Annotated in this window: 22 protein-coding genes and 1 pseudogene; 8 read left to right on the top strand and 15 right to left on the bottom strand. The window is 73.6% G+C overall.

What is annotated here, in order from left to right:
• Nucleotides 1-63 precede the first annotated feature (63 nt).
• Together DRB96_RS27545 and DRB96_RS27540 are read right to left on the bottom strand one after the other, a co-directional pair.
• On the bottom strand, nucleotides 64-969 hold the full coding sequence (locus tag DRB96_RS27545; RefSeq protein WP_112450893.1) for a helix-turn-helix domain-containing protein: 906 nt from the start codon (nucleotides 967-969) through the stop codon (nucleotides 64-66).
• A 127-nt stretch (nucleotides 970-1,096) separates the two neighbouring features.
• Nucleotides 1,097-2,542, bottom strand: coding sequence for an RNB domain-containing ribonuclease (locus DRB96_RS27540; RefSeq protein ID WP_112450892.1), 1,446 nt, complete (start codon nucleotides 2,540-2,542; stop codon nucleotides 1,097-1,099).
• Nucleotides 2,543-2,810: 268 nt separating this feature from the next.
• On the opposite strand from DRB96_RS27540, the gene yaaA reads away from it, so the two are divergent.
• On the top strand, nucleotides 2,811-3,611 hold the full coding sequence (yaaA, locus tag DRB96_RS27535) for a peroxide stress protein YaaA (protein ID WP_112450891.1): 801 nt from the start codon (nucleotides 2,811-2,813) through the stop codon (nucleotides 3,609-3,611).
• Between the two features lie 116 nt (nucleotides 3,612-3,727).
• On the opposite strand, the gene DRB96_RS27530 is transcribed toward yaaA, so the two are convergent.
• Entirely contained in the window at nucleotides 3,728-4,366 is a 639-nt protein-coding gene (locus tag DRB96_RS27530; RefSeq protein ID WP_112450890.1) for a MerR family transcriptional regulator, read from the bottom strand.
• A gap of 168 nt (nucleotides 4,367-4,534) precedes the next feature.
• On the opposite strand from DRB96_RS27530, the gene DRB96_RS27525 reads away from it, so the two are divergent.
• Nucleotides 4,535-5,482 carry a hypothetical protein gene (locus DRB96_RS27525; RefSeq protein ID WP_239516870.1) on the top strand — a complete coding sequence of 316 codons (948 nt, stop codon included), beginning with the start codon at nucleotides 4,535-4,537 and terminating at the stop codon, nucleotides 5,480-5,482.
• A 68-nt stretch (nucleotides 5,483-5,550) separates the two neighbouring features.
• Here the strand turns inward: DRB96_RS27525 and DRB96_RS27520 are convergent, their stop codons facing one another.
• The gene (locus DRB96_RS27520; protein ID WP_112450889.1) at nucleotides 5,551-6,300 is read right to left on the bottom strand and encodes a bifunctional DNA primase/polymerase; all 750 of its coding nucleotides are present in this window, start codon (nucleotides 6,298-6,300) and stop codon (nucleotides 5,551-5,553) included.
• A gap of 204 nt (nucleotides 6,301-6,504) precedes the next feature.
• Nucleotides 6,505-7,137: a TetR/AcrR family transcriptional regulator gene (locus tag DRB96_RS27515; RefSeq protein ID WP_112450888.1), complete on the bottom strand. Its 633-nt coding sequence runs from the start codon at nucleotides 7,135-7,137 to the stop codon at nucleotides 6,505-6,507.
• 112 nt (nucleotides 7,138-7,249) lie between these two features.
• Here DRB96_RS27515 and ddaH point away from each other — a divergent pair.
• A pseudogene (ddaH, locus tag DRB96_RS27510) lies at nucleotides 7,250-8,071 on the top strand (dimethylargininase); the annotation flags it as partial.
• A 34-nt stretch (nucleotides 8,072-8,105) separates the two neighbouring features.
• On the opposite strand, the gene DRB96_RS27505 reads toward ddaH, so the two are convergent.
• The gene (locus DRB96_RS27505; protein WP_112450886.1) at nucleotides 8,106-9,125 is read right to left on the bottom strand and encodes a small ribosomal subunit Rsm22 family protein; all 1,020 of its coding nucleotides are present in this window, start codon (nucleotides 9,123-9,125) and stop codon (nucleotides 8,106-8,108) included.
• A 73-nt stretch (nucleotides 9,126-9,198) separates the two neighbouring features.
• Nucleotides 9,199-10,185 carry an alpha/beta hydrolase gene (locus DRB96_RS27500; RefSeq protein ID WP_112450885.1) on the bottom strand — a complete coding sequence of 329 codons (987 nt, stop codon included), beginning with the start codon at nucleotides 10,183-10,185 and terminating at the stop codon, nucleotides 9,199-9,201.
• Nucleotides 10,186-10,325: 140 nt separating this feature from the next.
• On the opposite strand from DRB96_RS27500, the gene DRB96_RS27495 reads away from it, so the two are divergent.
• Together DRB96_RS27495 and DRB96_RS27490 are read left to right on the top strand one after the other, a co-directional pair.
• Nucleotides 10,326-10,952, top strand: a complete 627-nt coding sequence (locus DRB96_RS27495) for a helix-turn-helix transcriptional regulator (RefSeq protein WP_112450884.1) — start codon at nucleotides 10,326-10,328, stop codon at nucleotides 10,950-10,952.
• A 362-nt stretch (nucleotides 10,953-11,314) separates the two neighbouring features.
• A complete protein-coding gene (locus DRB96_RS27490; protein ID WP_162688732.1) occupies nucleotides 11,315-12,145 on the top strand; it encodes a 2OG-Fe dioxygenase family protein in 831 nt (276 codons plus the stop codon).
• A 103-nt stretch (nucleotides 12,146-12,248) separates the two neighbouring features.
• On the opposite strand, the gene DRB96_RS43235 is transcribed toward DRB96_RS27490, so the two are convergent.
• From DRB96_RS43235 to DRB96_RS27475, 4 genes are all read right to left on the bottom strand, one after another.
• Nucleotides 12,249-12,425: a hypothetical protein gene (locus DRB96_RS43235; protein ID WP_162688733.1), complete on the bottom strand. Its 177-nt coding sequence runs from the start codon at nucleotides 12,423-12,425 to the stop codon at nucleotides 12,249-12,251.
• A gap of 265 nt (nucleotides 12,426-12,690) precedes the next feature.
• Nucleotides 12,691-12,915 carry a hypothetical protein gene (locus DRB96_RS27485; RefSeq protein WP_112450882.1) on the bottom strand — a complete coding sequence of 75 codons (225 nt, stop codon included), beginning with the start codon at nucleotides 12,913-12,915 and terminating at the stop codon, nucleotides 12,691-12,693.
• A gap of 110 nt (nucleotides 12,916-13,025) precedes the next feature.
• Entirely contained in the window at nucleotides 13,026-13,535 is a 510-nt protein-coding gene (locus tag DRB96_RS27480) for an MFS transporter (RefSeq protein WP_162688734.1), read from the bottom strand.
• 80 nt (nucleotides 13,536-13,615) lie between these two features.
• Entirely contained in the window at nucleotides 13,616-14,194 is a 579-nt protein-coding gene (locus DRB96_RS27475) for a dienelactone hydrolase family protein (protein WP_112450880.1), read from the bottom strand.
• A gap of 341 nt (nucleotides 14,195-14,535) precedes the next feature.
• On the opposite strand from DRB96_RS27475, the gene DRB96_RS27470 reads away from it, so the two are divergent.
• A complete protein-coding gene (locus DRB96_RS27470; RefSeq protein ID WP_162688735.1) occupies nucleotides 14,536-17,421 on the top strand; it encodes a SpaA isopeptide-forming pilin-related protein in 2,886 nt (961 codons plus the stop codon).
• A 71-nt stretch (nucleotides 17,422-17,492) separates the two neighbouring features.
• On the opposite strand, the gene DRB96_RS27465 is transcribed toward DRB96_RS27470, so the two are convergent.
• On the bottom strand, nucleotides 17,493-18,632 hold the full coding sequence (locus tag DRB96_RS27465; RefSeq protein ID WP_162689098.1) for a Dyp-type peroxidase: 1,140 nt from the start codon (nucleotides 18,630-18,632) through the stop codon (nucleotides 17,493-17,495).
• Between the two features lie 75 nt (nucleotides 18,633-18,707).
• Between DRB96_RS27465 and DRB96_RS46030 the strand changes: the two genes are divergently transcribed.
• Nucleotides 18,708-20,021 (top strand): right-handed parallel beta-helix repeat-containing protein, encoded by a 1,314-nt coding sequence (locus DRB96_RS46030; protein WP_112450877.1) that lies wholly within the window; start codon nucleotides 18,708-18,710, stop codon nucleotides 20,019-20,021.
• Here the strand turns inward: DRB96_RS46030 and DRB96_RS27455 are convergent.
• Nucleotides 19,997-20,740: a hypothetical protein gene (locus DRB96_RS27455; protein ID WP_162689097.1), complete on the bottom strand. Its 744-nt coding sequence runs from the start codon at nucleotides 20,738-20,740 to the stop codon at nucleotides 19,997-19,999. The genes DRB96_RS46030 and DRB96_RS27455 overlap by 25 nt on opposite strands.
• Nucleotides 20,741-20,882: 142 nt before the next feature.
• Here DRB96_RS27455 and DRB96_RS27450 point away from each other — a divergent pair, with 142 nt between their 5' ends.
• Entirely contained in the window at nucleotides 20,883-21,596 is a 714-nt protein-coding gene (locus DRB96_RS27450) for a L,D-transpeptidase (protein ID WP_239516352.1), read from the top strand.
• 124 nt (nucleotides 21,597-21,720) lie between these two features.
• Here DRB96_RS27450 and DRB96_RS27445 read toward each other — a convergent pair whose 3' ends face one another.
• Complete coding sequence (locus tag DRB96_RS27445; RefSeq protein ID WP_112450874.1) at nucleotides 21,721-22,374, bottom strand: Type 1 glutamine amidotransferase-like domain-containing protein; 654 nt, start codon at nucleotides 22,372-22,374, stop codon at nucleotides 21,721-21,723.
• Between the two features lie 76 nt (nucleotides 22,375-22,450).
• Entirely contained in the window at nucleotides 22,451-23,350 is a 900-nt protein-coding gene (locus tag DRB96_RS27440) for an alpha/beta hydrolase (protein ID WP_112450873.1), read from the bottom strand.
• Nucleotides 23,351-23,365: the final 15 nt, after the last annotated feature.

Genomic DNA, 23,365 nt, shown 5'->3' with positions numbered 1-23,365 from the left:
AAGCCGCCGCGCGCCTGTCTTGTCAAAAACGGCACACCGCGCGGAGAGGGACCGGTTCGCGGTTCAGCCCGACAGCATCACGCTGCTGACCCGGCCCGGCATCCGGTCCAGCGCCGAGCCCGGGGCCAGCCCGCCGCGGAGCCGGACGAACCGGGACGGGGGCAGCCCCGTCATCGCCTTCACCTCGCGGCTCAGGTGCGCCTGGTCGTGGTAGCCGCAGACGGCCGCGACGTGCGCGGCCGCCGTCCCCGCCGCCAGCAGCCCCAGCGCGTGCTGGAGCCGGAACACCCGGGCCACGGCCTTGGGGGACAGGCCCACCTGCTCGCGGAACCGGGCCCGCAGGGTGCGCGCGCTCCACCCGGTCTCGGAGCTCACCCGGGTCAGCGAGCGGCTGTCCGCCCACAACCCGGAGAGCGCGCCGCGGACTTCGGGCGCGGGCAGCGGGCCGCGCTCCAGGCGGGCACAGAGCACCTCGTCGAGCAGGGCGAAGCGCTCCGTCCACGAGCCGAGCGACCGGAGCCGCTCGGTCAGGAACCGGCCGCCCGGGCCGAGCACGTCCGCCAGGTCCACGTGCGCGTCCTCGAAGTGCCACATGGGGACGCCGAACAGCCGGTAGCAGCCCAGCGGGCTCATGTTCACCTCCAGCCCGTGCACGACGCCCGCGTGCACCCCGATGGCCGGCACCGTGCGCGGGCCGCTGACCATGGCGCGGGAGGCGGGCCGCAGCAGGGCCTCGCCGAGTTCCTCCGTACGCGTCACCCACAGGCCGTCGCAGAAGTTGAAGACCAGCGTCACGTATCCGGTGGGCAGCTCCAGCCGGTGCCTCGGCTCGGTGAACTCGGTGTGGAACCCCGTGTAGTTGACGATGAGCGGCCGCAGGGCCGGGGCCGGCCGCCGGCGTCGTGCCGAGCGGGCGTGCGGCGCGGGAGCGTCCCCGCCCGGTACCTCGATGACGTCGACGGACCCCATCCGCGGGCCCTCCCCCTGCTGTCGCGCGGCCGGTGGACCCGGGCTCCGGCCGATGATGGCAGCCGCGTGGTCAGGTGACCAGAGCAAACGGGGCCGTGGACCGGACCCGCCCGGAGCGACCCGCCTCCTAGACCGGGGCGAAGAGCACCTTCGACGTCCCGGGGTCCGCCGCCGTCAGCCGGACCCTGATCCGGTCGCCGAGCGGCAGGCTCCCCCCGGCCGGGGCCTCGACGCGGCCGACCACCGCCGGGTCCTCCAGCTGGACCGTGCCCACCAGCGGCTCCCGCTCCTTGACGTCGATGACCGTCGCGTCGAAGGTCTCGCCGACATGGTCCTTGAGCAGTGCCGCCTCCACCAGGTCCACGGCCTCCCGCTCCGCCGCGTTGGCCAGCCGGGTGCCGCCCGCCATCTCCTTGGGCAGCGCGTCCAGCGCGTCCAGGGCCCACCGCGGGGGTTCGGCCCCCGCGGAAGCCGCCACGCACAGCTCGCCCGTGTACCGGTCGACGAGCCGGCGCAGCGGGGCCGTGCAGTGCGCGTACGGGGCCGCGACCGCCGCGTGCAGGAGCGGATCGGGGGTCGCGCCGCCGGTGAAGACCGTGTAGCCGGCGCCCCGCAGCAGGGTGGTGCACTCCTGGAGGAAGGCCGCGTCGGCGGGCCGGTGCGGATCGAGGGAGCGCACCAGCTCCGCGTACGGCACGTGGTGCGGCCACTCGATGCGCAGGCCCTTCGCCGCCCGGCGCAGCCGCCCGACCGCCCCGTCGGGAGCGGTGGGCAGGGTCCGCAGGATGCCGGTCCCCGCGGCGAGCATCAGCTCGGCGGCGGCCATGCCGGTCATCAGGGAGATCTGTGCGTTCCAGCCGTCGGCCGGCAGCGGGGCCCGGTAGGCCAGGCGGTACGAGCCCTCGTGCGCGACGATCTCCTGCTCGGGCACGTTCAGCGAGATCCCGCCGCGCTCCGTCTCCAGCGCCTCGCGCAGCCGGCCGATCTCCCCGAGCAGGGCCAGCGGCTCCTCGGCGGTGCCGGTGTCGATGGCCTTCTGAGCGCCCGCGTAGTCGAGCTTGGCCCGGCTGCGGACGAGCGCGCGGCGGACGTCGGTGTGCTCGACCCGTCCCTCCGCGTCCAGGTCGAGCCGCCACAGCAGGGCCGGGCAGGTCTGGTCGGGCAGCAGGCTGGCCGCGCCCTCCGAGAGCACGGCCGGGTGCAGCGGGACCTTCTCGTCGGGGAAGTAGAGGGTCGTGACCCGGCGGTGGGCCTCGGCGTCCAGCGCGCCGCCGGGGGTGACGTAGGCGGCGACGTCGGCGATGGCGTAGTGCACGCGGTAGCCGCCGGAGGGGCGCTTCGCCAGGTGCATGGCCTGGTCGAGGTCGCGCGAGGTCGGCGGATCGATGGTGAAGAGGGGGATGTCGGTGGAGTCGAGGTCGGGCAGGAGCGGGTGTGCGACCGCCCGCTCGGCCTCGGCGAGCACGGGCGCCGGGAACTCCCGGGGCACCTCGAGCCTCGTCCGCAGTTCGCGCAGCGCGGCCCGCAGAGCAGCCCCGTCTGCGCCGGTCATGATCATGTGACGGCGTGGCATGGGTCGAGCCTAGGGGGTGTCTTGCCGATCAGGCCGGATCAGGGAGCGGTGTCTGGTGCCGTGGATCGCAAGGCCGAGGAGGGAGGCGACGCGGAGCGTCGCCGACCGACGAGAACGCGGCGAGGCGCGGTGCCAGACACCGCGAGCCCGGCCTGATCGGCAAGACACCCCCTATGGCCGCCGGGCCCGGGCGGCGCGGCGAGCCGTCTACCCTGGGCGGGGGCCGCACCCCCGCCGCTGTGCCGTGCCCGTCCGAAGGAGAACCACCGTGCTCGTCCTGCTGCCGCCGTCCGAAGGAAAGGCCGCCGGCGGCTCCGGCGCACCGCTGAAGCCGGAATCGCTGTCGCTGCCGGGGCTGGGCGCGGCACGGGCGGCGGTGCTGGAGGAGCTGGTCGAACTGTGCGTGGGCGACGAGCTCAAGGCGCGGGAGGTCCTGGGCCTGAGCGAGGGCCTGCGGGGCGAGGTCGCCAAGAACACGGAGCTGCTGACGGCGGTCGCCCGGCCCGCGGGGGAGATCTACACGGGCGTCCTGTACGACGCCCTGGGCCTGTCGACCCTGCCCCCGGCGGCGGTGTCCGCCGCCGAGGAGTCCCTGCTGGTCTTCTCCGGCCTGTGGGGAGCGGTCCGGGTCACGGACCGCATCCCCTCCTACCGGTGCTCGATGGGCGTGAAGCTGCCGGGGCTCGGGGCGCTGGGCGCGTTCTGGCGCGCGCCGATGGCCGAGGTCATGCCGCGGGCCGCGGGGGAGGGCCTGGTCCTGGACCTGCGCTCCTCGGCGTACGCCTCCGCGTGGAAGCCGAAGGGCGAGGTCGCGGGGCGCACGGCCACGGTGCGGGTGCTGCACTCGCAGCTCGTCGACGGCGTGGAGAAGCGGTCGGTGGTGAGCCACTTCAACAAGGCAACCAAGGGCCGCCTGGTCCGCGACCTGCTGGTGGCGGGCGCGGTGCCCGCCACCCCGGCGGAACTGGTCACCACCCTGCGCGAACTGGGCTTCACGGTGGAGGCCGAGGAGCCCGCGAAGCCGGGCAAGCCTTGGTCCCTCGACGTGATCGTGACCCAGATCCACTGATCCGCCGCCGCCCGCCGCCCGCCGCCCGCCGCCCGTCGGCGACCGGCCGCGCCACGCGGCCGGGCGCCGCGGGCGTGACCGGGCTCCGCGGGTGCGGCCGGTACCCGCGGGCGCGGTCAGTCCGGCGGCGCGGTCCCGTAGACGCGGGAGGAGGTGTCCGTCTGGGCCAGCCTGCGCAGCGCCGCGAACATCGTGTCGCCCAGGACCGTGCCGACCGCCACCGATTCGACGAGGTCCTCCCGGGCCACCTCGCGGGCCACGTACGCCAGGTCCGCGCGGGCCACCAGTTCGGCGGCCTCCGCGTAGGCGTCGAGCACCTCCGCGAACCCGCCGTGGCCGGCCCGCTCCAGCGCGGCCAGCGCGGCGGCCAGCGCCTCTCCCGCCGCGGAGCCCGCATCCGCCTGCCAGCCGCGCCGCTCGATGATCCGGGCCACCTTCGCCCGCGCGAGGTCCGTCTCGGCGTCCGCCTCCCCACCGTGCCCGGGCACCAGGAGGTCCGCCACGGAGCCGAGCAGCTTGTGGACCGACCGCTCCTGGTCGTCGATGGCGCGCAGCACCTCCCCGATCGCCGACAGGGGGAGCTTGCCCACCTCCAGGAGGCCGCGGATCAGCCGCAGCCGGCGCTCGTGGGCCTCTTCGTAGCGCGCCTGGTTCGGGCTGCTGAGCAGACCGGCCGGGAGCAGCCCTTCCCGTACGTAGTACTTGATCGTCGGTACCGGTACCCCGGTCCGTGAGCTCAGCTCTCCGATGCGCATGCCCGCGTCCGTCCGTCCCTGGTCCCTTGCGTGTGCCCTCCCCATCATAGATAGTGGCACTACCGGATAGCGGCAAGTGCTGCTATCCATTCCTTTCTGGGGGGCAGAGAGATGCAGTTCGTGTTCCCGCGCGGCTGGCACCGTCCGCTGACGGTGTTCGCCGGTGCGATGGTCTTATGGGCGGTCGGCTCCGCCGTCGGACTCCTCGTCGACGGCCGCACCCTGCTGGGCGCCCCGATCTGGGCCAAACCCTTCAAGTTCGCCGTCTCGTTCACCGGCTACGCGCTGAGCCTGGCCTGGATGCTCTCCCTGCTGGGAAGGGCCCGCCCCCGGCTGGCGCGGCCCGCGTGGTGGGCGGGCACGGTGGTGGTGGCGGCGAGCGCCGTGGAGATGGTGCTCATCACGGGGCAGGCCTTTCGGGGCCGGCAGAGCCACTTCAACCAGGCGACCCCCTTCGACGCGCAGGTCTACCAGGCCATGGCCGTGACCGTGGTGGTCCTGTGGGCGGCCACGCTGGTGATCGCCGTGCTGCTGTTCCGGGCCCGGATCGCCGACCGGGCGACCACCTGGGCGATACGGATCGCGGCGGTCCTGGCGCTGGCCGGCGCCGGGATCGGCTTCCTGATGACCCGCCCCACGGACCTCCAGCTCGCGGCCGGTGACGACGACGCCCCGATCGTGGGCGGGCATGCCGTGGGGGTGCCCGACGGCGGCCCCGCCATGCCGCTCACGGGCTGGTCCACCACCGGGGGCGACCTGCGCGTCCCGCACTTCGTGGGGATGCACGCGCTCCAACTGCTGCCGCTGTTCGTGCTGGTCCTGGCCGTACTCGCCGCGCGGTACGCCGGACTGCGCGAGGAGCGGGTGCGGCTGCGCCTGGTGCTCGTGGCCGGCGCCTCGTACGGGGCGGTACTCGCCCTGCTGACCTGGCAGGCCCTGCGCGGCCAGCCGCTGACCGCCCCGGACGGGCAGACGCTGGGCGCGGCCGCGCTGATCCTGGCGGCCGGCGCGGCCGGGATCCTGCTGTCCCTGCTCCGGGCCCGGGGGACCGGAGCGCGCGCGGACGCCGCTCCGGTGGGCCCCGGATCCGCGCCGCGCGAACGGTCGCGGACCTAGTGCTGTGACCGGAAAGGTCCACCGGGTCGCGGCGCCCGGCACGGTACTGGGGCGCCGGAGCTGACGGCCTACCGGCCCAGGGGCCAGGCCACCGTTGCCGGGGCGTGTTCCGAGGCGCCCGCGTACGTCGCGCACGCGTCCGTCAGGGTCTCCAGCAGGGTGAGCGGGTCCGGGAGCGGGTGCTCCATCCCCCGCAGCCAGCTGACCGCCAGATCACCCGGCAGCGCGGCCGGCGGAACCAGCACGTAGCTGCCGCGGCAGTGCCAGCGCAGGCCCGGGTGCTCGTCCATCGTCTCGGGGTGGCAGTCCAGTTCGCAGGGCCACCACTCGTCCTCGTCCTCGGGCGTCCCGCGGGTCGCCGTGAAGAAGAGCATCCGGGCCTGGTCGCCCGTGCCGGCCGACTCGGCGACCGGACCGACCTCGATGCCGGCGGCCAGCAGGCGCTCCAGCGCGCTGCGTCCGGCTTCGAGCGGGACGTCCAGCACGTCGTGGACCATGCCCGTCGCGGTGATGAAGTTGGCCGCGGGCTGGTTGCGCGCCCAGCGCTCGATCTGCGCGCGGTCGGTGGTCGACTGGGTCTGCCAGGCGAAGGAGACGGGGTGGCGTGCGGGCGTCGGACAGCCGATCCGGTCGCACGAACACCGGTAGCCCGCGGGATGCGCGGCGGGGGAGAGCGGCAGACCCGCCGCGGCGACGGCCAGCAGCAGGGCCTCGCGTTCTCGTCCGGGGTCCTCGGCGTCGGGTTTCGGCTTGCGGCGCAGCCACTGGGAAATCCTGCTCTGCTCGCCGCGTTTGACGCGGCCCGCTTCAGACCCCATCTATCCCCTCACCTCACCGTTTCCCCGGCAGACCCTCACATGGTCCCACCATCCTGGGCACCGGGTGACCGCGCCCCCCGGCCGGGGCCCCCACATAACCACAGAATTCGGCCGTATGTTCTCGGCCACCAGGCGCTCATGACTTTTCCCACCCCGGTCCCGGACCCGCTTCCGGACCGGCTCCCGCCCTGGTCCGGGACCCGTTCACGCCCCCGCGCCGACCCCGCCCAGGACCGAGTCCACCAGCGCGTCCGCAAACGCGTGCGTGAGCGGCGCCGTGCGCAGCAGCCACCGGTACGTCAGCGGCCCCAGCAGCATCTCGACGACCAGCCGCAGGTCCGTGTCCGGTGCGAGCTGCCCGGCCGCGCGGGCCGCCCGCAACCGCTCCTCGTACAGCGCGAGCTGCGGCCCCAGCAGCTGCTCGGTGAATCGCGCGCCGAGCTCCGGATCGGTGGCTCCGGCCGCGGTCAGGGCGCGGGCGGGGGCCTCGTACTTCTCGTCGTTGAACTCGTCCACCGTCGCCCGCAGTACGGACTTCAGGTCGGCGGCCAGGTCCCCGGTGTCGGGGAAGCCGGTCCACTCGGAGTCGGTCCCGGCCTCGCCGGCCAGGGCCAGCGAGGCGTCCAGCAGCACCGCCGCCTTCGAGGGCCACCAGCGGTAGATGGTCTGCTTGCCGACGCCCGCACGGGCGGCGATGGCCTCGATGGTCAGCTTGTTGTAGCCGACCTCCCCGACCAGGGCGAGCGCGGCGTCGAGGATGGCCCGCCGGGAGCGGTCGCTGCGGCGCGCGGCGTCGGGAGGCCTGGGAGAGGTGCTGGGCTGCTGGCTGGCGCTCATTTCGGCAATTTATCAACCCCGAACCGCACGTCTTTCAGCCGTTCCGAAAACCACCCGATCAGTTCACTGCGCGGTCTCCCCGGAGGAGAGACGATTCTCTCCTCATCACCGTGAGGAGCCCTCGTTGCGTAGAGACGCCACACCCCGGCGCTACCTGATGTGCCCGCCCACGCACTTCAAGGTCACGTACTCCATCAACCCGTGGATGGACCCCGCGAAACCGGTGGACCTGCCGCTGGCCCAGGCCCAGTGGGAGGACCTGCGGGACCGCTACCTGGCACTCGGCCACACCGTCGAGACCCTCGTCCCCGACCGCGCGCTGCCCGACATGGTCTTCGCGGCCAACGGCGCCCTCGTCGTGGACGGCCGCGTGCTGGGCGCGCGGTTCGCCCATCCCGAACGGGCCGCGGAGGCCGAGATCCATCTGGACTGGTTCCGGAGCAACGGCTTCCAGGACGTCCACGACCCGTCCCACGTCAACGAGGGCGAGGGCGACTTCGCCGTCACCGCGACCTACATCCTGGCCGGCCGGGGCTTCCGCTCCAGCCCGCTCTCGCACGACGAGGCCCAGGAGTTCTTCGGCCGGCCGGTCATCGGCCTGGACCTGGTCGACCCGCGCTTCTACCACCTGGACACGGCGCTGTGCGTGCTCGACGGCGACGAGGTCATGTACTACCCGCCCGCCTTCTCCGAGGGCAGCCGGGCGGTACTGCGCAGGCTCTTCCCGGACGCGCTGATCGCGGAGTCCCGCGACGCGGAGGCCCTGGGGCTCAACGCCGTGTCGGACGGCCGGCACGTCCTGCTCCCGCAGGCGGCCACGGGACTGCTCGACCCCCTGCGGGCGCGGGGGTTCGAGCCGGTCCCGATGGACCTGGGGGAGCTGCTCAAGGGCGGAGGCAGCGTGAAGTGCTGCACCCAGGAGCTGCGGCCCTAGCGGCCCCGGCCCCGGCCCCGGTCCCGGTCCTGCTTCAGGCCTCCTGCGGAGGCGGCCAGGCCTGGCCCCAGTCGACGTCCCGCGCCGCCTTGTAGAGGTCGCCGTGGCGCTTGGTCACGTTGACCCGGGTCAGGCCGGCCCCCTCGCCTTCCAGGGGACCGCACAGCTCCAGCAGGACCAGCCCCTTGCGGATCTGCGGCCTCCGCGTGATCCGCGAGGCGGCCGGCTCCACCGGGAAGCGGGTCGCGGCCACGTAGCTGAACTTCTCGTCCTCGTACGGGAGCGAGCCGCCCTTGACCTGCCGGTGCAGGGAGGAGCGGCTGACCCGCGTCGAGAAGTGGCACCAGTCCTGCCCGACCTCGATCGGGCAGGTCCCGTCGTGCGGGCACGGCGCGGCGACCCGCATCCCCGCCTCGATCAGCTGCTCGCGTGCCTCGCGGACGCGCAGGTAGCCCTCCGGCGTGCCCGGCTCGATCAGCACCACGGCCTGCCCGGCCCGCGCCGCCTCGGCGACGACCGCCCGGCGGGCCTCCGGGGTCAGCTCGCCCAGGACGTACGACACCGTCACGAGGTCCGCCTCGGGGACCTTCATCCCGGCGCCGATGACCGCCCGGTGCCACTCTGCGGCCCGCAGCGCCGGCGAGGCGGAGGCCGCCGCCAGCTCCTTGCCGAGGACCAGCGCCGGGTCCGCCCAGTCCAGCACCGTGGTCGTGCGCGGGCCGCCCCAGGTGGCGTCCACCGCCCAGGCCGCGGATCCGGTGCCGCCGCCGATGTCCACGTGCGAGCCCGGGGACCACCGGGGCGCCGCCTCGGCGAGGCCGTCGAGGGCGGACCGTACGGCCTCGAAGGTGGCGGGCATCCGGTAGGCCGCGTAGGCCGCGACGTCCGAGCGGTTCCGCAGGACGGGCGTGTTGGTCGGGGTCAGCCCGCGGTAGTTGGCGATCAGCCGTTCCACCGCGGCCGTGGCCTGCTTCTGCGGGAGTCCGTCGAGCAGCCGGCCGAGCGCCGCGCGCAGGGTCTCGGGGGTGGTGGTGGGGGCGGAGTCGTGGTTCACCCGTGGAGTTTACGGCGCGGCGCCGTTGCCGGACCCCCGGACGTTCGGGGCGGGGTGTTCGGGGCCGTCCGGTTCAGCCCCGGAGGGTGGTGAGCCAGTCGGTGAGCAGGCGGTTGACCTCGTCGGGGCGTTCCTGCTGGACCCAGTGGCCGCAGCCTTCCAGCAGGTGGGAGGCGGACAGGGCGGGGAGGGTGGAGGAGTGGGCGTCGATGGCGTCGGCCATCCATTGGGTGGAGGCGTCCAGGGTGCCGCCGATGAAAAGGGACGGCTGCACGATCGGGGCTCCGCGGTGGGGGGCGAGGTCTTCCCAGTCACGGTCCATGTTGCGGTAGCGGTTGAGGGCGCCGGTCAGGCCGGTGCGCTCGAACTCCGCGGCGTAGAAGCTGAGGTCGTCCTCGCTCAGCCAGGCGGGGAGCTTGCCCGTGGGGAAGCGGTCGCGCAGCCGGCCGCCGTGGGTGACGAAGTGCGGGTCGGCCCCGCCCTCGGCGGGCATGGTGTCGGCGGACAGCGCCGCGTAGAAGCCGGCGAGCCAGCCCCGGACGTCGGGCTCGATCTCCGCCTCGGCGCGTCCGGGCTCCTGGAAGTAGGAGACGTAGAACTCCTGCTCAGGGCCGCCGATCCGGCCGAAGACGTCGGTGGGACGGGGGCCGCCGGGCGGTGCGTAGGGGACGCTCAGCAGACCGACGGCGCGGAAGACCTCCGGGTGGAGCAGGGCGGAGGAGGCGGCGATGTTGGATCCCCAGTCGTGGCCGACGATCACCGCGCTCCGCTCGCCCAGGGCGCGCACCGCGGCGACGTTGTCCTCCACCAGGTCGAGCATCCGGTAGGCGTCGGTCGAGGCGGGCTTGGAGGAGCGGCCGTAGCCGCGCACGTCGATCGCCACCGCCCGGTAGCCGGCGGCGGCGAGGACCGGGAGCTGGCGGCGCCAGGAGTACCAGGACTCGGGGAAGCCGTGCACGAGCAGGACCAGCGGGCCGGCGCCCTGCTCGACCAGGTGCAGGCGCCCGGCCGGGGTCTGGATGGTGTGATGGCGGAGCTCGGCTGCCGGCTCGGACTGCATGGGGTTCTCCTCGTTTCACGAGCGGACGCGGGTACCCGTCGATCATGCGGCGGGGCGGCCGCCGGACGCGATCAGCGTTGCCATTCTGGCAAACTCACAGGACAGGGCGGGGAGTGGTACGGCTGGAAGGAGCGGGAACGGTGACAGGCGACGACCCGGACGGCACGTCGGCGGCGATGGGGCCCAGGCTGCGGGCCGCGCGCGAGCGGCACGGCGCCACGCTCGCCGGTATCAGCCGTACGACCGGCATCTCGCCGAGCACGCTGTCGCGGATCGAGACCGGCCGACGCAAACCCACGCTGGAGGTGGTGCTGCAACTGGCGAAGGAGTACGGCGTCTCCCTCGACGAGCTGGCCGGTACCGCGCCCTCCCCGGTGTCCGGGCCGCGCACCTCGGCGCCGCCGAGTCCCGGCGCCGGCAAGGCGGTGCTGCCGCTCACCCGGTACGTCGGCGGCTTGCACGCCCACAAACACGTACTGCCCGCCGTCGAGGAACCGCCCGCGCGGCCCCGGCAGGTCTCCCACGAGGGCTACGAGTGGCTGTGCGTTCTGTACGGGCGACTGTGGCTCGCGCTGGGCAGCCAGGATCTCGTCCTGACCGCCGGGGACGTCGCCGAGTTCGACACCCGCACCCCGCACGGGGTGGCGAACGCCGGACCCGGCGGGCCGGTCGAGTACCTGATCTTGTTCGGGCCGCAGGGCGAACGGCTGCGCCCGCGGACCAGGTCGGACCCCGGCCGCGGGAGCCATTGGCCCGCAGCTCCGTGACCGATCGAGCCCCGGTGCGGCTCGGCGCAACAGGGCGGCCCAGGCCGGCGGAACCACACGGGGTTCCGCCGGTCTGCGGACGTGCGGCAGCCGGACCCAGGGGTGCCGGAACATTTCCGGGTCGGCCGGGGCCCGGACCTCCCCCGTCTGCGCACGGGTCGGCACGAGGAGGGTGCCGGCGCAGACCGGTGGACGCTCAGCAGCCGGACCGCGCGTAGCCTCGGCCGTTCGACGAGCACGCCGCGAAGGCCGTGGCCTCCGGCGCAGGGCCGCCTTGAGGTCTGCCCGACGGAAAGGGCGTGCGTAAGGTCGGCACGAGCCGCGGGCGCCGTGGTCCGGGTGGTGACCTGTGGGAGGAAGACGTGGAAGAGACTGATCACCGGCGGCGGTCGCACTCCGCTGGGGGTGGGCCGGGTGACGGGCTGGACGCTCTGCGCGAGCACGGGTTCGCCCGCTACGGCGCTGAGCAACTCGGTATCGTCCCGGACGGCTCCGCCGCAGGGGACTTGGCCGGTATCCGGGAGGTCTTCGCGACTCTGCCGCCCGACCCGTACGCACCGGGAACGAATCGGTACCGCCGGTACTCGATCGCCGTGTACCTGCCGTGGAAGGACGAACTGTCCTGGATTCCCGGGACCCCGGACCCCGTACACGGTACGGTCACCGACTTCTCCCAGGGCGAGGACGACCCCGTGTCCCCTCGGCCGCGGCGCGTGCTTCCCGACATCCCCGAGGCGCTGCGCGGCAACGCTCTGCTGTTGCGGCTCCTGCGCTGGGACATCGAACAGGTCCTGTCCCTGAAGGATCTGGGGAGACGGCCGCTGTGGGCCGGTGTCCATCTGATCAGGCTCGGCGTCGACCATCCCGGCCAGGCCGCCGTTTCCTCCCCGAACTGCTTGCACCAGGACGGAGGTTCGGCCAGCACCTTCACTTTCGCCCACCTGATCAGCCGTACCAACGTCACCGGCGGCCAGAACGTCATCGCCACACCGGGCAGCGCGGGCCTCCAGCCCGAGGATCCGTGGACGGACATCCACGCCGGCTTCACCCTCACCGACCCCCTGGATGGCTACGCCGTCCACGACCACAGGGTCAGCCACTACGTCGGCCCGGTCCGGGCGGGCTCCGAGCCCGGACCGGGTGAACGGTCCGTCCTCATCGTCGGCATCGCCCCGTACGTACCCCAGCTGTGACATGGACACCGACGCCTCCCGAGCCCGCCGACACGCATCCGTGGGCGCGGGCCGGACATCCACCGGCAGGGGCGGGGCGGTCTCGGACCCCGAGAGGTCGTGATCAGCGCTGTCTGGAGGCGCACCACCAGGCGGCCATGGCTGCCAGGACGAGGGCTCCGGCGGCGGCGACGCCCGGCCGGTCGCCGGGCGTCACGTAAAGCGCGGCGCCGGTCAGGGTGAGGACCGCACCCGCCGCGAAGAGGGGCGAGGCCGGACAGCACAGAGATCGGCGGCTCACAGCCGGACTCCGGGCAGGACGGTCTGTACGGGAGGATGGCATGTGCGGGCTCCTGGCGGGGAGTGCTCTCGTCCGGCACAGCGTCCCACGGCCCGCCCGCCCTGTCCGGTGGTTGTGTCCGGTCTCTCAGCCGGGCGCCCTCCCACGACAAGCTCTGCACGGTCAGCCGCACAGTGGAAGCCGGAACGCCGGTCACCGTGAAGGTCGTCGATACGGACTGACCCACTGCTGTTCGACCGCCCTGGTGGGGTCCGCCGCCCGGGCCTCAGACGGGTTCGGTGGCGAAGAGTTCCAGGTGGGCGCAGCGGGGGCAGCGGTACGCCTCGATGCGGCGGCGAGGCCGGCCCAGGCGTTTGGCGCCCCCGAACACGCCTCGCTCCAGCGGCCCGGCGATCCAGCGGGCGTAGCCGCGGGCGCCCTCCCCCGCGTCCTCGACGAAGCCGGGTTCGAGGCCGACGGCGCCGCAGTACGTGCACTTCATCCCATCCATCGGACGAGTGTACGAAGTGGGTTGGGACCTCTTGTCGGCGTACCCATCACACTATTGCGAGATGCCTTCGCGCTGCCGCTCGCGAGCCCGTGACGTTTCCGCTTCTTCCTTCACCCGGGCGATCCGCGCGTTGTTCGGGACGATCTGTTGTCGCAGTGTGACGACAGGATTCCGTAGCTCGCCGCACTGGCCGCGTTCCCCGCCGCGGCGACCAGACTCATCGCCCGGAGCATGGGCGAGGACCAGTACCACCGGGCACCGACGCCGATGTCCTCCTTGACGCTTCTCACCGTCAGCGGCTTGTGCTCCGCCTCCTGGCGGCGCTTGGCTGCTGCGGGGATCAGAGCGAGCAGGCCCACCGCGGCCAGGTAACCCGCTGTGCCCAGGGCGAAGGGTGCGAACGCCGCGGCGGCGAAGATGAACCCGCCGACCGGAGGCCCGACGAATTCGTTGCAGATGACGTACGTCGTCTGCAGTCGGCCGTTGGCCCGGGCCAGGTCCTTCGGCTCGACGAGCGTCGGCAGCCACGCGGCTGTCGAACTGTCGTACAGGGTCTCGGCGGTGCCGATCGCGAAGAAGACCACGTACAGCAGCGACATCGACATGCTGTCGCAGACCACCGCGGCCGGAGTCCGGCACGCAAGCGGCCAGGGCCGCCCCGTGGCGGGAGCGCCCGGACGGGAGCGGGCCATTGATCCCGCTACTCGATGCGGCCGAGGAAGCCGAGAACCCGATGCGTGAGCTCCGTTGCGGCCTGCTCCTCGTAGGAGGGGAGGCTGCTGTCGGTGAACAGGTGCCTGTCGCCGGGGTAGAGGAACAGCTCGGCATCCGCCGTCGTCCCGACGAGCGCGCGGGCGGCGTCCACATCGCCCTCCCCCGCGAAGAACGGATCCGCGTCCATGCCGTGGACCTGAACCGGCACGTCCTGGGGCCAGGCCCCGCCGAACTCCGATACCGGGACGCACGCCTCGAGCAACAGCGCGCCCTTTGCGCCGGGGCGGGTCTGGGCCAGCTTCTGCGCCGGCAGGACGCCGAGCGAGAACCCGACGTAAACGAGCTCTGCGGGCAGTTCCCCGGCCGCGGCGATGCCGCGCGCGGTGATCGTGGCGAACCCGGCCTTCTCGGCGTACCCGATGCCTTCATCCAGGCTGTCGAACACCCGGCCCTCGTACAGGTCCGGAACGTGGACGGTGTGTCCGGCCCGCCGCAAGTGCCCGGCGAACGCGCGAACACCGGCGGTCAACCCGTGCCCGTGGTGGAAAACCAGCACCTCAGCCATCGTGCTCCCCTCGCACTGCGGTGCCCGAGCGGCGCCGCGGCACGAGTATGGCCCGCAGCACTGACATCCGCGGGAACCGGTGGCTCCACCGGTGCGCACCGTGCGTCCGGTGGCCGCCGCTCGGCACAGCCCGGTCGGTCCGCCGGCTGATCGTCCCCCTGCGCGAGCACGTGGTTCCAGGCCAGCGTCCTTCGCCGACAGGGCCCCGGAGGTCCGCCGGCGAACTCCAGCAGGGTGTTTGTGTGTGGCAAGGGAGTGTCCGACTCCGCAGGGGTTGCACGATATCGGCGGATAAAGCCTCATTCTGGGCCTGCAATCAGCGGATCTCGGAAATGAGACACATGAGCGTTCCCCCAAGAGTCCCCGGCCACGGGGCCCGGCAATGGCTGGGGGGCCTGGCCGTGCTGCTGGCCGTTCCGGCCCTCGCCGCGCCGCCGCCCGCCTTCGCAGGTCCGGGGCTCCGTGCCGACGGTTCGGTCACCGTGACCGTGGTCCGGGACGTCGACTCCGACGGCAGCTGGACCCCGGCCCTGGAGGTCGGCGAGCAGGGCATCCCGGTGACGCTCACCGACACCTCGGGCAAGAGCGGCCGGGGCGTCACCGGTCCCGACGGCACGGTGGTGCTGGCCCCCGGCGCGCTCGGGCTCACCGGCGGCCGCTATCGCGTGGAAGCCGTCATTCCGCCCGCCAAGCCGTACCTGCGGCCCGCGCAGGCCGGCGGCCCCGCGCCGTCCCTGTCCTCGCTGGTGGAGTTCGTCGACGTCACGAGCGGGAACGCCTCGGTGGTCACGGGCGTCCACAACCCGGCCGACTACTGCCAGGCCAACCCGGACCTCGCCACCCCCTGCCACCACCAGAGCGCGCCGGGCCGGCCGGGTACCAAGGCCCTGGTCTCGTGGCCGTACGACCGCACCGGTGACAGTCCGGCCCCGGCCGACGAGACCACGTACGAGGAGACCGGAGCCACCTACGGCCTCGCCCACCGCCGCGACACCGACCAGCTGTTCACCGGTGCGCTGACCAAGCGGCTGATGCCCTACGGTCCCGCGGGCCCGGGCGGGATCTACGTCGTCGACCGGGGCAGCAGGACGACCTCGCTGTTCGCGACCGTTCCCGACGCGGGGGACGCCACGCATTCGAGCGACCTCACCCGCGACACCATGGAGATCAACAACGCGGTCGGCAAGGAGGGCCTCGGCGACCTCGACCTCGCGGACGACGGCCGCACCCTCTACGCCGTCGGCCTCAAGGCCAAGAGCCTGTTCGTCTACGACACCGAAGGCGCGGGCCCCGGCAAGCCGCCCGCCACGGCGACGCAGGTCATCCCCATTCCCGACCCCGGCTGTCCCGGCGGCGCCGCGGACTGGCGCCCGTACGGCCTCGGCGCGCACGACGGAGCCGTGTACGTCGGCGGCACGTGCAGTGCGGAGACCTCGCAGAAGGACGAGGACCTGCGGGCCTTCGTACTGAAGCTGAACGGCACCGCCTTCGAGACGGTGATCGGCCACGGCCTCGGTGCCGAGCGCGGCATGGGGTACGCGGCCACCCTGGGCGACACCCACTGGCGGCACTGGCTCCCGACCTGGGACCCGTACGCCTGGTTCAAGCAGTCCAACTTCCCGCAGCCGCTCCTCTCCGACATCGTCTTCGACCGCGACGGATCGATGGTCCTGGGGTTCCGGGACCGGCTCGGCGACCAGGCGGGCTACGAGGCCCTGCCGCCCGAAGGCAGCACCACCGACGCCCCCACCACGCAGCGGTCCCTCTTCCCCGCGATGGGGGACATCACCCGCGTCTGCAAGACGGCCGGCGGGTGGGTCTGGGACAGTGAGTCGGAGGCCTGCCCCAACCACTTCACGCCGGGCAGCGCGCCGCCCCAGCAGGACGGCGTCAAGGAGTACTACTACGCCGACTCCACGCTCGGCCAGCTCGCCGAATCCCTCCAGGGGGGCCTGGCGTTCGCGCCGCGGTTCACCAAGACCGTCTCCACGATCGTGGACCCCCTGACCATCTTCTCCGGCGGCGTGCGCAAGTTCGACAACACCACCGGCGCGGGTTCGGAGGACTACCAGGTCGACGGCGGCCAGGGCTCCTTCGGCAAGGCGAACGGGCTCGGAGACCTGGAACTGCTCTGCGACGAGGCACCGGTACAGATCGGCAACCGCGTCTGGTTCGACCGCGACCGCGACGGGATCCAGGGCCCGGGTGAGGAGCCCCTCCCGGGCGCCACGGTGACCCTCAAGGACAAGGACGGGACCGTCCTCGAGACCACGACGACCAACGACCGGGGTGAGTACTACTTCCAGGTCAAACCGCGCACCGACTACCAGATCACGTTCGACGTGAAGACGGCGGACACCGGCGCCATCCCGGAGAAGCCCGCCCCGGCCGATCTGGTGCCCACGGCGAAGGAAAGCGGCCCCGACCGCTCGGTGGACTCCAACCCGGATCCCGCCACTCAGACCGAGTCGTTTCGCACCGGCGGCGCGGGCGAGAACGACCACACGCACGACGCCGGCTACTACATCCCGCCGACCGGTTCGGTGAGCGTCGTCAAACACGCCGCCGGGACGAACCGGCCGCTGGCGGGCGCGGTGTTCCAGCTGTGGCACGAGACCAACGGGCGTCCCGGCCTCCAGACCGAGGACCCGGATGCCGACGTCCGTGTGGGCGCCGCCTGCACCACCGGAGCCGACGGCATCTGCACCCGTACGGGCCTGCCCCTGGGCAGCTACTACTGGCAGGAGACCGCCGCCCCGCACGGCTACCGGCTGCCGGACCCGGCCGTGAGCGGACCGCACGAGCTGACGGCGCAGGCCTCCGACCAGGCGCTGCGCGTCACCCTCACCAACCAGGCCGTGCTCGGCAGGATCGCGGTCCTCAAGAAGGACGCCACCACCGGCAGGCCGCTGCGCGGAGCCGTCTTCGAACTGTGGCAGGAGACCAACGGGCGTCCCGGGCTCCAGACGACGGGTGCGCCCGCGGACACCAGGACCGGTCCGGCCTGCGCCACTGACACCGCGGGACGCTGCGGCTTCGCCGGTCTCGCGCTGGGCACCTACTACCTGCGGGAGACGGCGGTGCCCGAGGGGTACCGGCTGCCCGCCCGTCCGGTCAGCGGACCGCACACCGTGACGGTCGACAACGCCGAGGCCGGGATCCGGCTCACGCTGACGAACGAGCGGGGTGAGCCCGACAAGGGCAAGGACCACAAGGGACCGCGCTGAGCGCACCCGCTTTCCACCGGGCCCCGGCCGCTCGCGGCCGGGGCCCGGTGCGTCACCCGCTACCCCGGATATCAGTTCCCCGTTCCCCGTTGCCCATGGAGCGCGGGCACGAAGTACAGCCCCGAGCCGACGGTCTCGGTGAACGCGCCCAATGCGTCGGCCGCCGCCAGCCGCCGCTGGACCCGTGCGAACAGCCGCGGGTCGTTCAGGTAGGCCAGGAACAGCAGGCCGCGGTCCGCGGGCCCGTTGTCGTACGAGTACCCGCGGCGCAGCATCCGGGCCCCCGCGTCGTAGCGCGAGTGCGCCAGCCGGACGTGGGAGTTCGCCGGGAGTACGTACCGTCCCTCCGGGGTCTTCGCGAACAGGTCGACCTCCTGCCGTTCCGGGCCCCCCCCCAGCGGTCCCCCGCTGTCCCGGCGGCGCCCGATGACCTGCTCCTGCCGGGCGACCGGCAGCGCCAGGAACTCCGCCACCCCGACCCGGATCCGGCGCAGGACGAGGTAGCAGCCGCCGGCGTACGGACCTCCGGCGATCCACACCGAGCGTTCGGTCTCCTGCGGGCCGGGGTTCGCGGTGCCGTCCTTGAATCCGAGGAGGTTGCGCGGCGCTTCCCCGGGGGCGGCCGCGGGAACCGAGCCGGCCTGCCGCCAGCGCGGCCGGAGGCCGGAGCCCGCCGCCTCGTCCAGGGCCCGGCCCAGTCGGGTGCAGGCCTCGGCGCTCGGAGCGCAGATCTGAACCAGGAGGTCGCCGCCGCCCGCGTCCGGGTCGAGGCGGTCGCCCGCGAAGGGGGGCAGCTCGCGCAGCTCGGGCGGCACGACGCCGGAGCCGGGACCGTCCCCAGGGGGCCCGAACGCCCGCGGTCCGTACGCGAGGGTCGCCGTGAGCGCGGGACCTGTGTTCACGCCCTCGCGGGCGAAGACCTCCGGCCACCGCGCGGCCGCGGAGCGGACGGTGGACGGGACCGCGGCGCCGGGGGCGCCCGTGCCGTCGTACGAGATCAGCAGCACGTGCCGCGGCTGCGGATCGGTGATGCCCCGCTGGCGGCCGGACGCCCGGGTGCCGGGGGCGGGGGTCGCGCCACGGGAGCCGGCAGCCGGGGTAGGGGTAGCGGTAGGGGTACGGGTACGGGAGCCGGCCGGACCGCATCCGCTGACCGCGAGGGACGCGACACCGACCGCACCGACCAGCTCGCGACGACTGAGCAAGACCACGACTGCGCCCCTGAATTCATCTGACAAATAGGTGAAAATGGCATCCCGGGTATCCGGGACGATACACCTCTCTCCATGCGATCCCGCCTCCGCGCCCTGCTCGCCGCCGCCACCGTCCTGGCGGCCCTGGCGAGCGCCTCCTGCGCCCCGCCCACCGACGACTCCTCCGGATCCTCCGGCTCCTCCGGCTCCTCCCGCGGACCGCTCGTCCTGCGCGTCCCGGCGGATTTCCCCTCCCTCCAGAAGGCCGTGGACCGGGCCCGCCCCGGCGACCTGGTCCTGGCCGCCCCGGGCACCTACCGCGAGAGCGTCACCCTCGCCACTCCCCGCGTCGTCCTGCGGGGAGCCGACCGCAACTCCACCGTGATCGACGGGGAGTTCCGGCGCGCCAACGGGATCACCGTCACCGGCGCGGGGTCGGCCGTGGAGAACCTGACCGTGCGCAACCACCTGGCGAACGGCCTGCTGATCACCGGCGTCACCGACGCCTCCCGTCAGGCGGGCGCGGGCGGCGGCAAGCACTACGAGCGCCTGGACACCCGCCTCCACCCTCCGCTGCACGGCTTTCGCGCCTCGTACGTCACGGCGCACAACAACGCTCTGTACGGGATCTACGCGTTCGACGCGAGCGAGGGCGTCATCGAGCACTCCTACGCCTCCGGCCACGCGGACTCGGGGATCTACGTGGGCCAGTGCTCGCCCTGCCGGACGGTCGTCCGTGACAACACCGTCGAGCACAACGCGGTCGGGCTGGAGGTCACCAACGCCTCGCAGGACCTGTACTTCCTGGGCAACCTCTCCCGCCTGAACCGCGTCGGGGCGGCCGTGAACTCCAACGACCTGGAGTCCCTCGCTCCGCAGCGCGGGGCCGTCTTCGCCGGGAACACGCTCGTCGACAACAACGACGCGGCGAGCCCGGAGCAGGCGGACGGCGGCTTCGGCATCGGGATCGGCATCGGCGGCGGCCGGGACAACGTCCTGGAGCGCAACCTGATCGGCGGCAACCGGCACGCCGGTGTCCTCCTCGCCGATGTCCTCGGCTACCCGGTCACCGGCAACAGGGTCGGGGCCAACCGGGTGACCAGCAACGGCACCGACCTCATCCTGGCCGCCGCCGGCGCCGCCGGGAACTGCTTCGCCGGCAACGGCGAGATGACGGCCTCGCCCGACGGCCTGGCCGGCGCGGCCCGGTGCGGCCAGCCCGCGGCCCCGCTGTCCCCGGCTGCCGGGCCACCCCCTCCGTCCGCCCCCGCGGGGCTGTCGTTCCGGCGGGTGCCCGCGCCCGCGCCGCAGCCCTCGATGCCGGGCCCGGGCACGGCCCCTGGCAGCCCGGCGGCCGCGATGCCCCCCGCGGACCCCGCGCGCTACCCGTTGCCGTCCCGCGGCTGAGGAGGCGCGGTCGCGGTGGGCCCGGCAGGGGCCACGGGCCCGGCGGGCGAACCGGTGAAATCCACCGTCGCCGCCGGGCCCTCGCCGGTCAGGCGCGCCTCGACCCGGCGCACGGCGCCCTTCGCGTCGACCCAGTACGTCAGCGGCGAGGCCCGGGCCCCTTCTCGGCCCGGGGGCCTCGGGCCCGCGAAGACCTCGTACGGACCTTCCCCCCCGCCTTCCCGCCCGTCCGCGTCCGGCAGCCTTCGCCGCCCGAGCCACTGGGCGCCCGACTGCGCGAGGAGCTGCGCGTTCTCCGGACGGTCCTGCCCCAGCTGGAGGGTCAGGAGCAGCGCCCGGTCCAGCGGGTCCCGGGTGTAGGGCCGCCGCGACCAGCGCCGGGGGCCTCCGGCCGGGTCCACGGACACGCTCCCGGCGTCCCAGGCCAGGGCCCCGCCGGCCGCGGGCCGTCCGGGGACCGTGAAGGTCCCCGAGGCGCGGCGCGTGCGGTAGTCCACCACCCCGGTGACGACGGTGACCCCCGCCGGGCCGGGAACGCGTACGGTCAGGGCCGCGGGACTCGACTCGTAGGCCGACAGCCGTACGAGCGCCAGCAGCTGGGCCTCGTCCTGGGTGACCGGGCGTCTCACCTCGCCGCTCACCTCGCCGCCGCCGCAGCCGGCCAGGAGAGCCAGCGCCGCGGCGAGCGGCGCGCGCAGGAACCTCACTCGTGCGGGCACAGGGACACCCCACCACCGCGGACCCGGATGGCCCCGCACCACGGCGCGCGACACGGCCGGACGTGCTCGAATGCGGGCAAGGGGTCCGCGTTCCGTCGTCGCGCGGGATCCCGCGCGGGGGCACACGTCTGGAGGCCGCACCTTGCCCGCACCACGGCACCGTCGGCGCCCGAGGGGCGTCCTGCTCCCGGCGTCCCTCACCTGGCTGCTGGCGATGTTCCCGACGCCTGCGGGGGCTGATGCCGTCACTCCCGGCGCACCCCCGGCCGCCTGCACCGCCGACACCGGTCCGTACCAGTGGGAGATGGAACAGTACCTGCGTCTGCCCGCCGACGGCCGCCAGAGCACGGCCGACTGCGAGGCCATCCGCGCGTTCCAGCAGCGCGAACGGCTCGCGCCCGCCGACGGCAGCGCGAACCTGGCAACGTACCGCACGACCCTGGTCGTCGAGGAACGCCGCCACCCCAACCGGGACGCCAAGTGCCCGGCCGGTGAGCGCAGGGTCGTGTGCGTGGACCTCACCCGGCAGCTGTTGTGGGTGCAGTACGACGGCACGCAGGTCTACCGGGCGGTCCCGGTCCGCACCGGCAGGTGGGGGCAGCAGACCCGCGAGGGCCGGCACGAGATCACCGACCGCGTCATCGACGAGACGTCCGATCTGTACGACGACGCCCCCATGCCCTACGCCCAGTACTTCTCCGGCGGCCAGGCCCTGCACGGCGTGTACGGCGGCCTCTTCAACGGCGGCGGGTCGGCGGGCTGCATCAACCTGCAGCTCGCGGACGCGGAGCGCCTCTGGAACACCACCAGCACCGGCGACACCGTGTTCGTCTGGGGCCGCAAGCCGGCCACCTAGGACGAGGCCGGGCTGCCGGTGAGGACCGTACGGTCCTCCCGGCTCCGGAACGCCCGGCCGGCACGAGCGCGAAAGTCGGCGGCCGTCGTGGCGCCACGCGTGGCACCACGCCCACGGGTCTCGGTCACCAGATGCTCGTGGAGTCGCCGTTGATCACGATGGCCTGGCCGTCGCGCAGGGCCCGATGGGCGATGCCTCCGGCGCGGTAGCGGTCGGCGACGATGCCGAGGACTTCGGATTCGGGATGTCCGGGCGAGTCGACGTGGGGTACGACGATGTAGTCGAGGAGGGCCAGTCCGTCCCAGCGGGCCGGGTCGCCGTAAGCGGCGCGTACTGCCTGCGGATCGTCGCACTGCTCGAGTCCGTGCAGGTCAGGAGCCAGCACGCAGGCGCCGGCACTGTAGCCGGCATAGACGATGGCGTCCTGCCGCACCAGATCGGCCAGGGCGGTGTCGGCACCGCTGCGGGCCAGGGCCTGGCGCAGGACGAATACGTTGCCGCCACGGACCCAGACCAGGGAGCACCGGGCGAGAACAGCCGCGACCTCATCGGCGGGCTTGCCGAAGAACGCGCGCAAGTCGACTTCGACTGGCCGCAGTCCGAGCTCGGCCAGCGCACCGAGTTCCCGCTCGACCGCGGTCCGGCGCTCGCTGTCCGGCAGGGCGTCCATCGCGTTGGCGATCACCGCGACGTCAACAGGGGAGGCTTGAGGGGCCAGAAGCCCCAGCATCCGGCCCGGGTGGTCGCCCGTCCGGAAGGAAGAGAGGTACATCCGCATCCATGGACCCTAGTACGCGCGGAGCGTGAGCCGGCAACGGGCGAACGGCCGGCACCGCGCGGTGGTGGGGAACGGTTCAGGTGCGGGCCAGCGCGGTGGCGATGAAGCGGGCGGCGCGGTCCAGGGCCGCGTCGGCCTCGTCGAGCATGCCTTCGAAGGCCTGGAAGACGTGGGGGACGTCGGCGGTGATGTCGAGCTGGACGTCGACGCCGGCCGCGGCCGCCCGGACGGCGAAGCGGGTGGAGTCGTCGAGGAGGATCTCGTTGGAGCCTGCCTGGAGCAGCAGCGGGGGCAGCCCGGTCGGGTCGGCGTGGAGGGCCGGGCTCAGCAGCGGCTGGGCGGGGTCCTGTCCGGCGAGGTAGTGGGCGAAGACGGTGGTCAGGTCCGCGTGGGTGAAGAGCGGGTCGGCGTCGTGCTTGGTGGTCATGCTCTCGCCCGAGAGGGTGGCGTCCAGGGTCGGGGAGAAGACGGCCGCGGCGGCCGGCATAGGCAGTCCGGCTTCGCGGGCGGTGAGCAGGGTGGTGATGCTGAGGCCGCCGCCTGCCGACTCCCCGGCCAGGACGATCTGGTCGGCCGGAACGCCTTGGTCGAGCAGGTCGCGGTAGGCGGTGAGGGCGTCCTGGAGGGCGGCGGGGAAGGGGTGTTCGGGGGCGAGCCGGTAGTCGAGCGAGACGGCGCGGATCCCGGTGCGGCGCACGAGTGCGGCGGTGAGCTGCAGAGCGGTGGCGGGTGAGCCGAAGACCCAGCCTCCGCCGTGGAAGTAGAGGATCGTCCCGGTGGCGGGGCTGTCTTCGGGCTCGACGGTCAGGGCGGGGCGCCCGCCGAGCACGGAGGAGGTGACGCTCACGCCTGCCGGGGCGGGGCCCGAGGCCATCTGGGCCTCGAAGTCCTTGCGTGTCTGCTCCGGCGGAAGGCTGCCGTCGAACGGGGCCTGCCGCATCAGGGCGTCGATCGTCGCGCGCTGTGCCTTGCTCATGGGATCCTCCGGATG

The organism is Streptomyces sp. ICC1, from assembly GCF_003287935.1.
GTDB lineage: Bacteria > Actinomycetota > Actinomycetes > Streptomycetales > Streptomycetaceae > Streptomyces > Streptomyces tritrimontium.
Note: the sequence above shows the minus strand (reverse complement) of the source record. Positions and strands in the feature narration are given on the sequence as shown.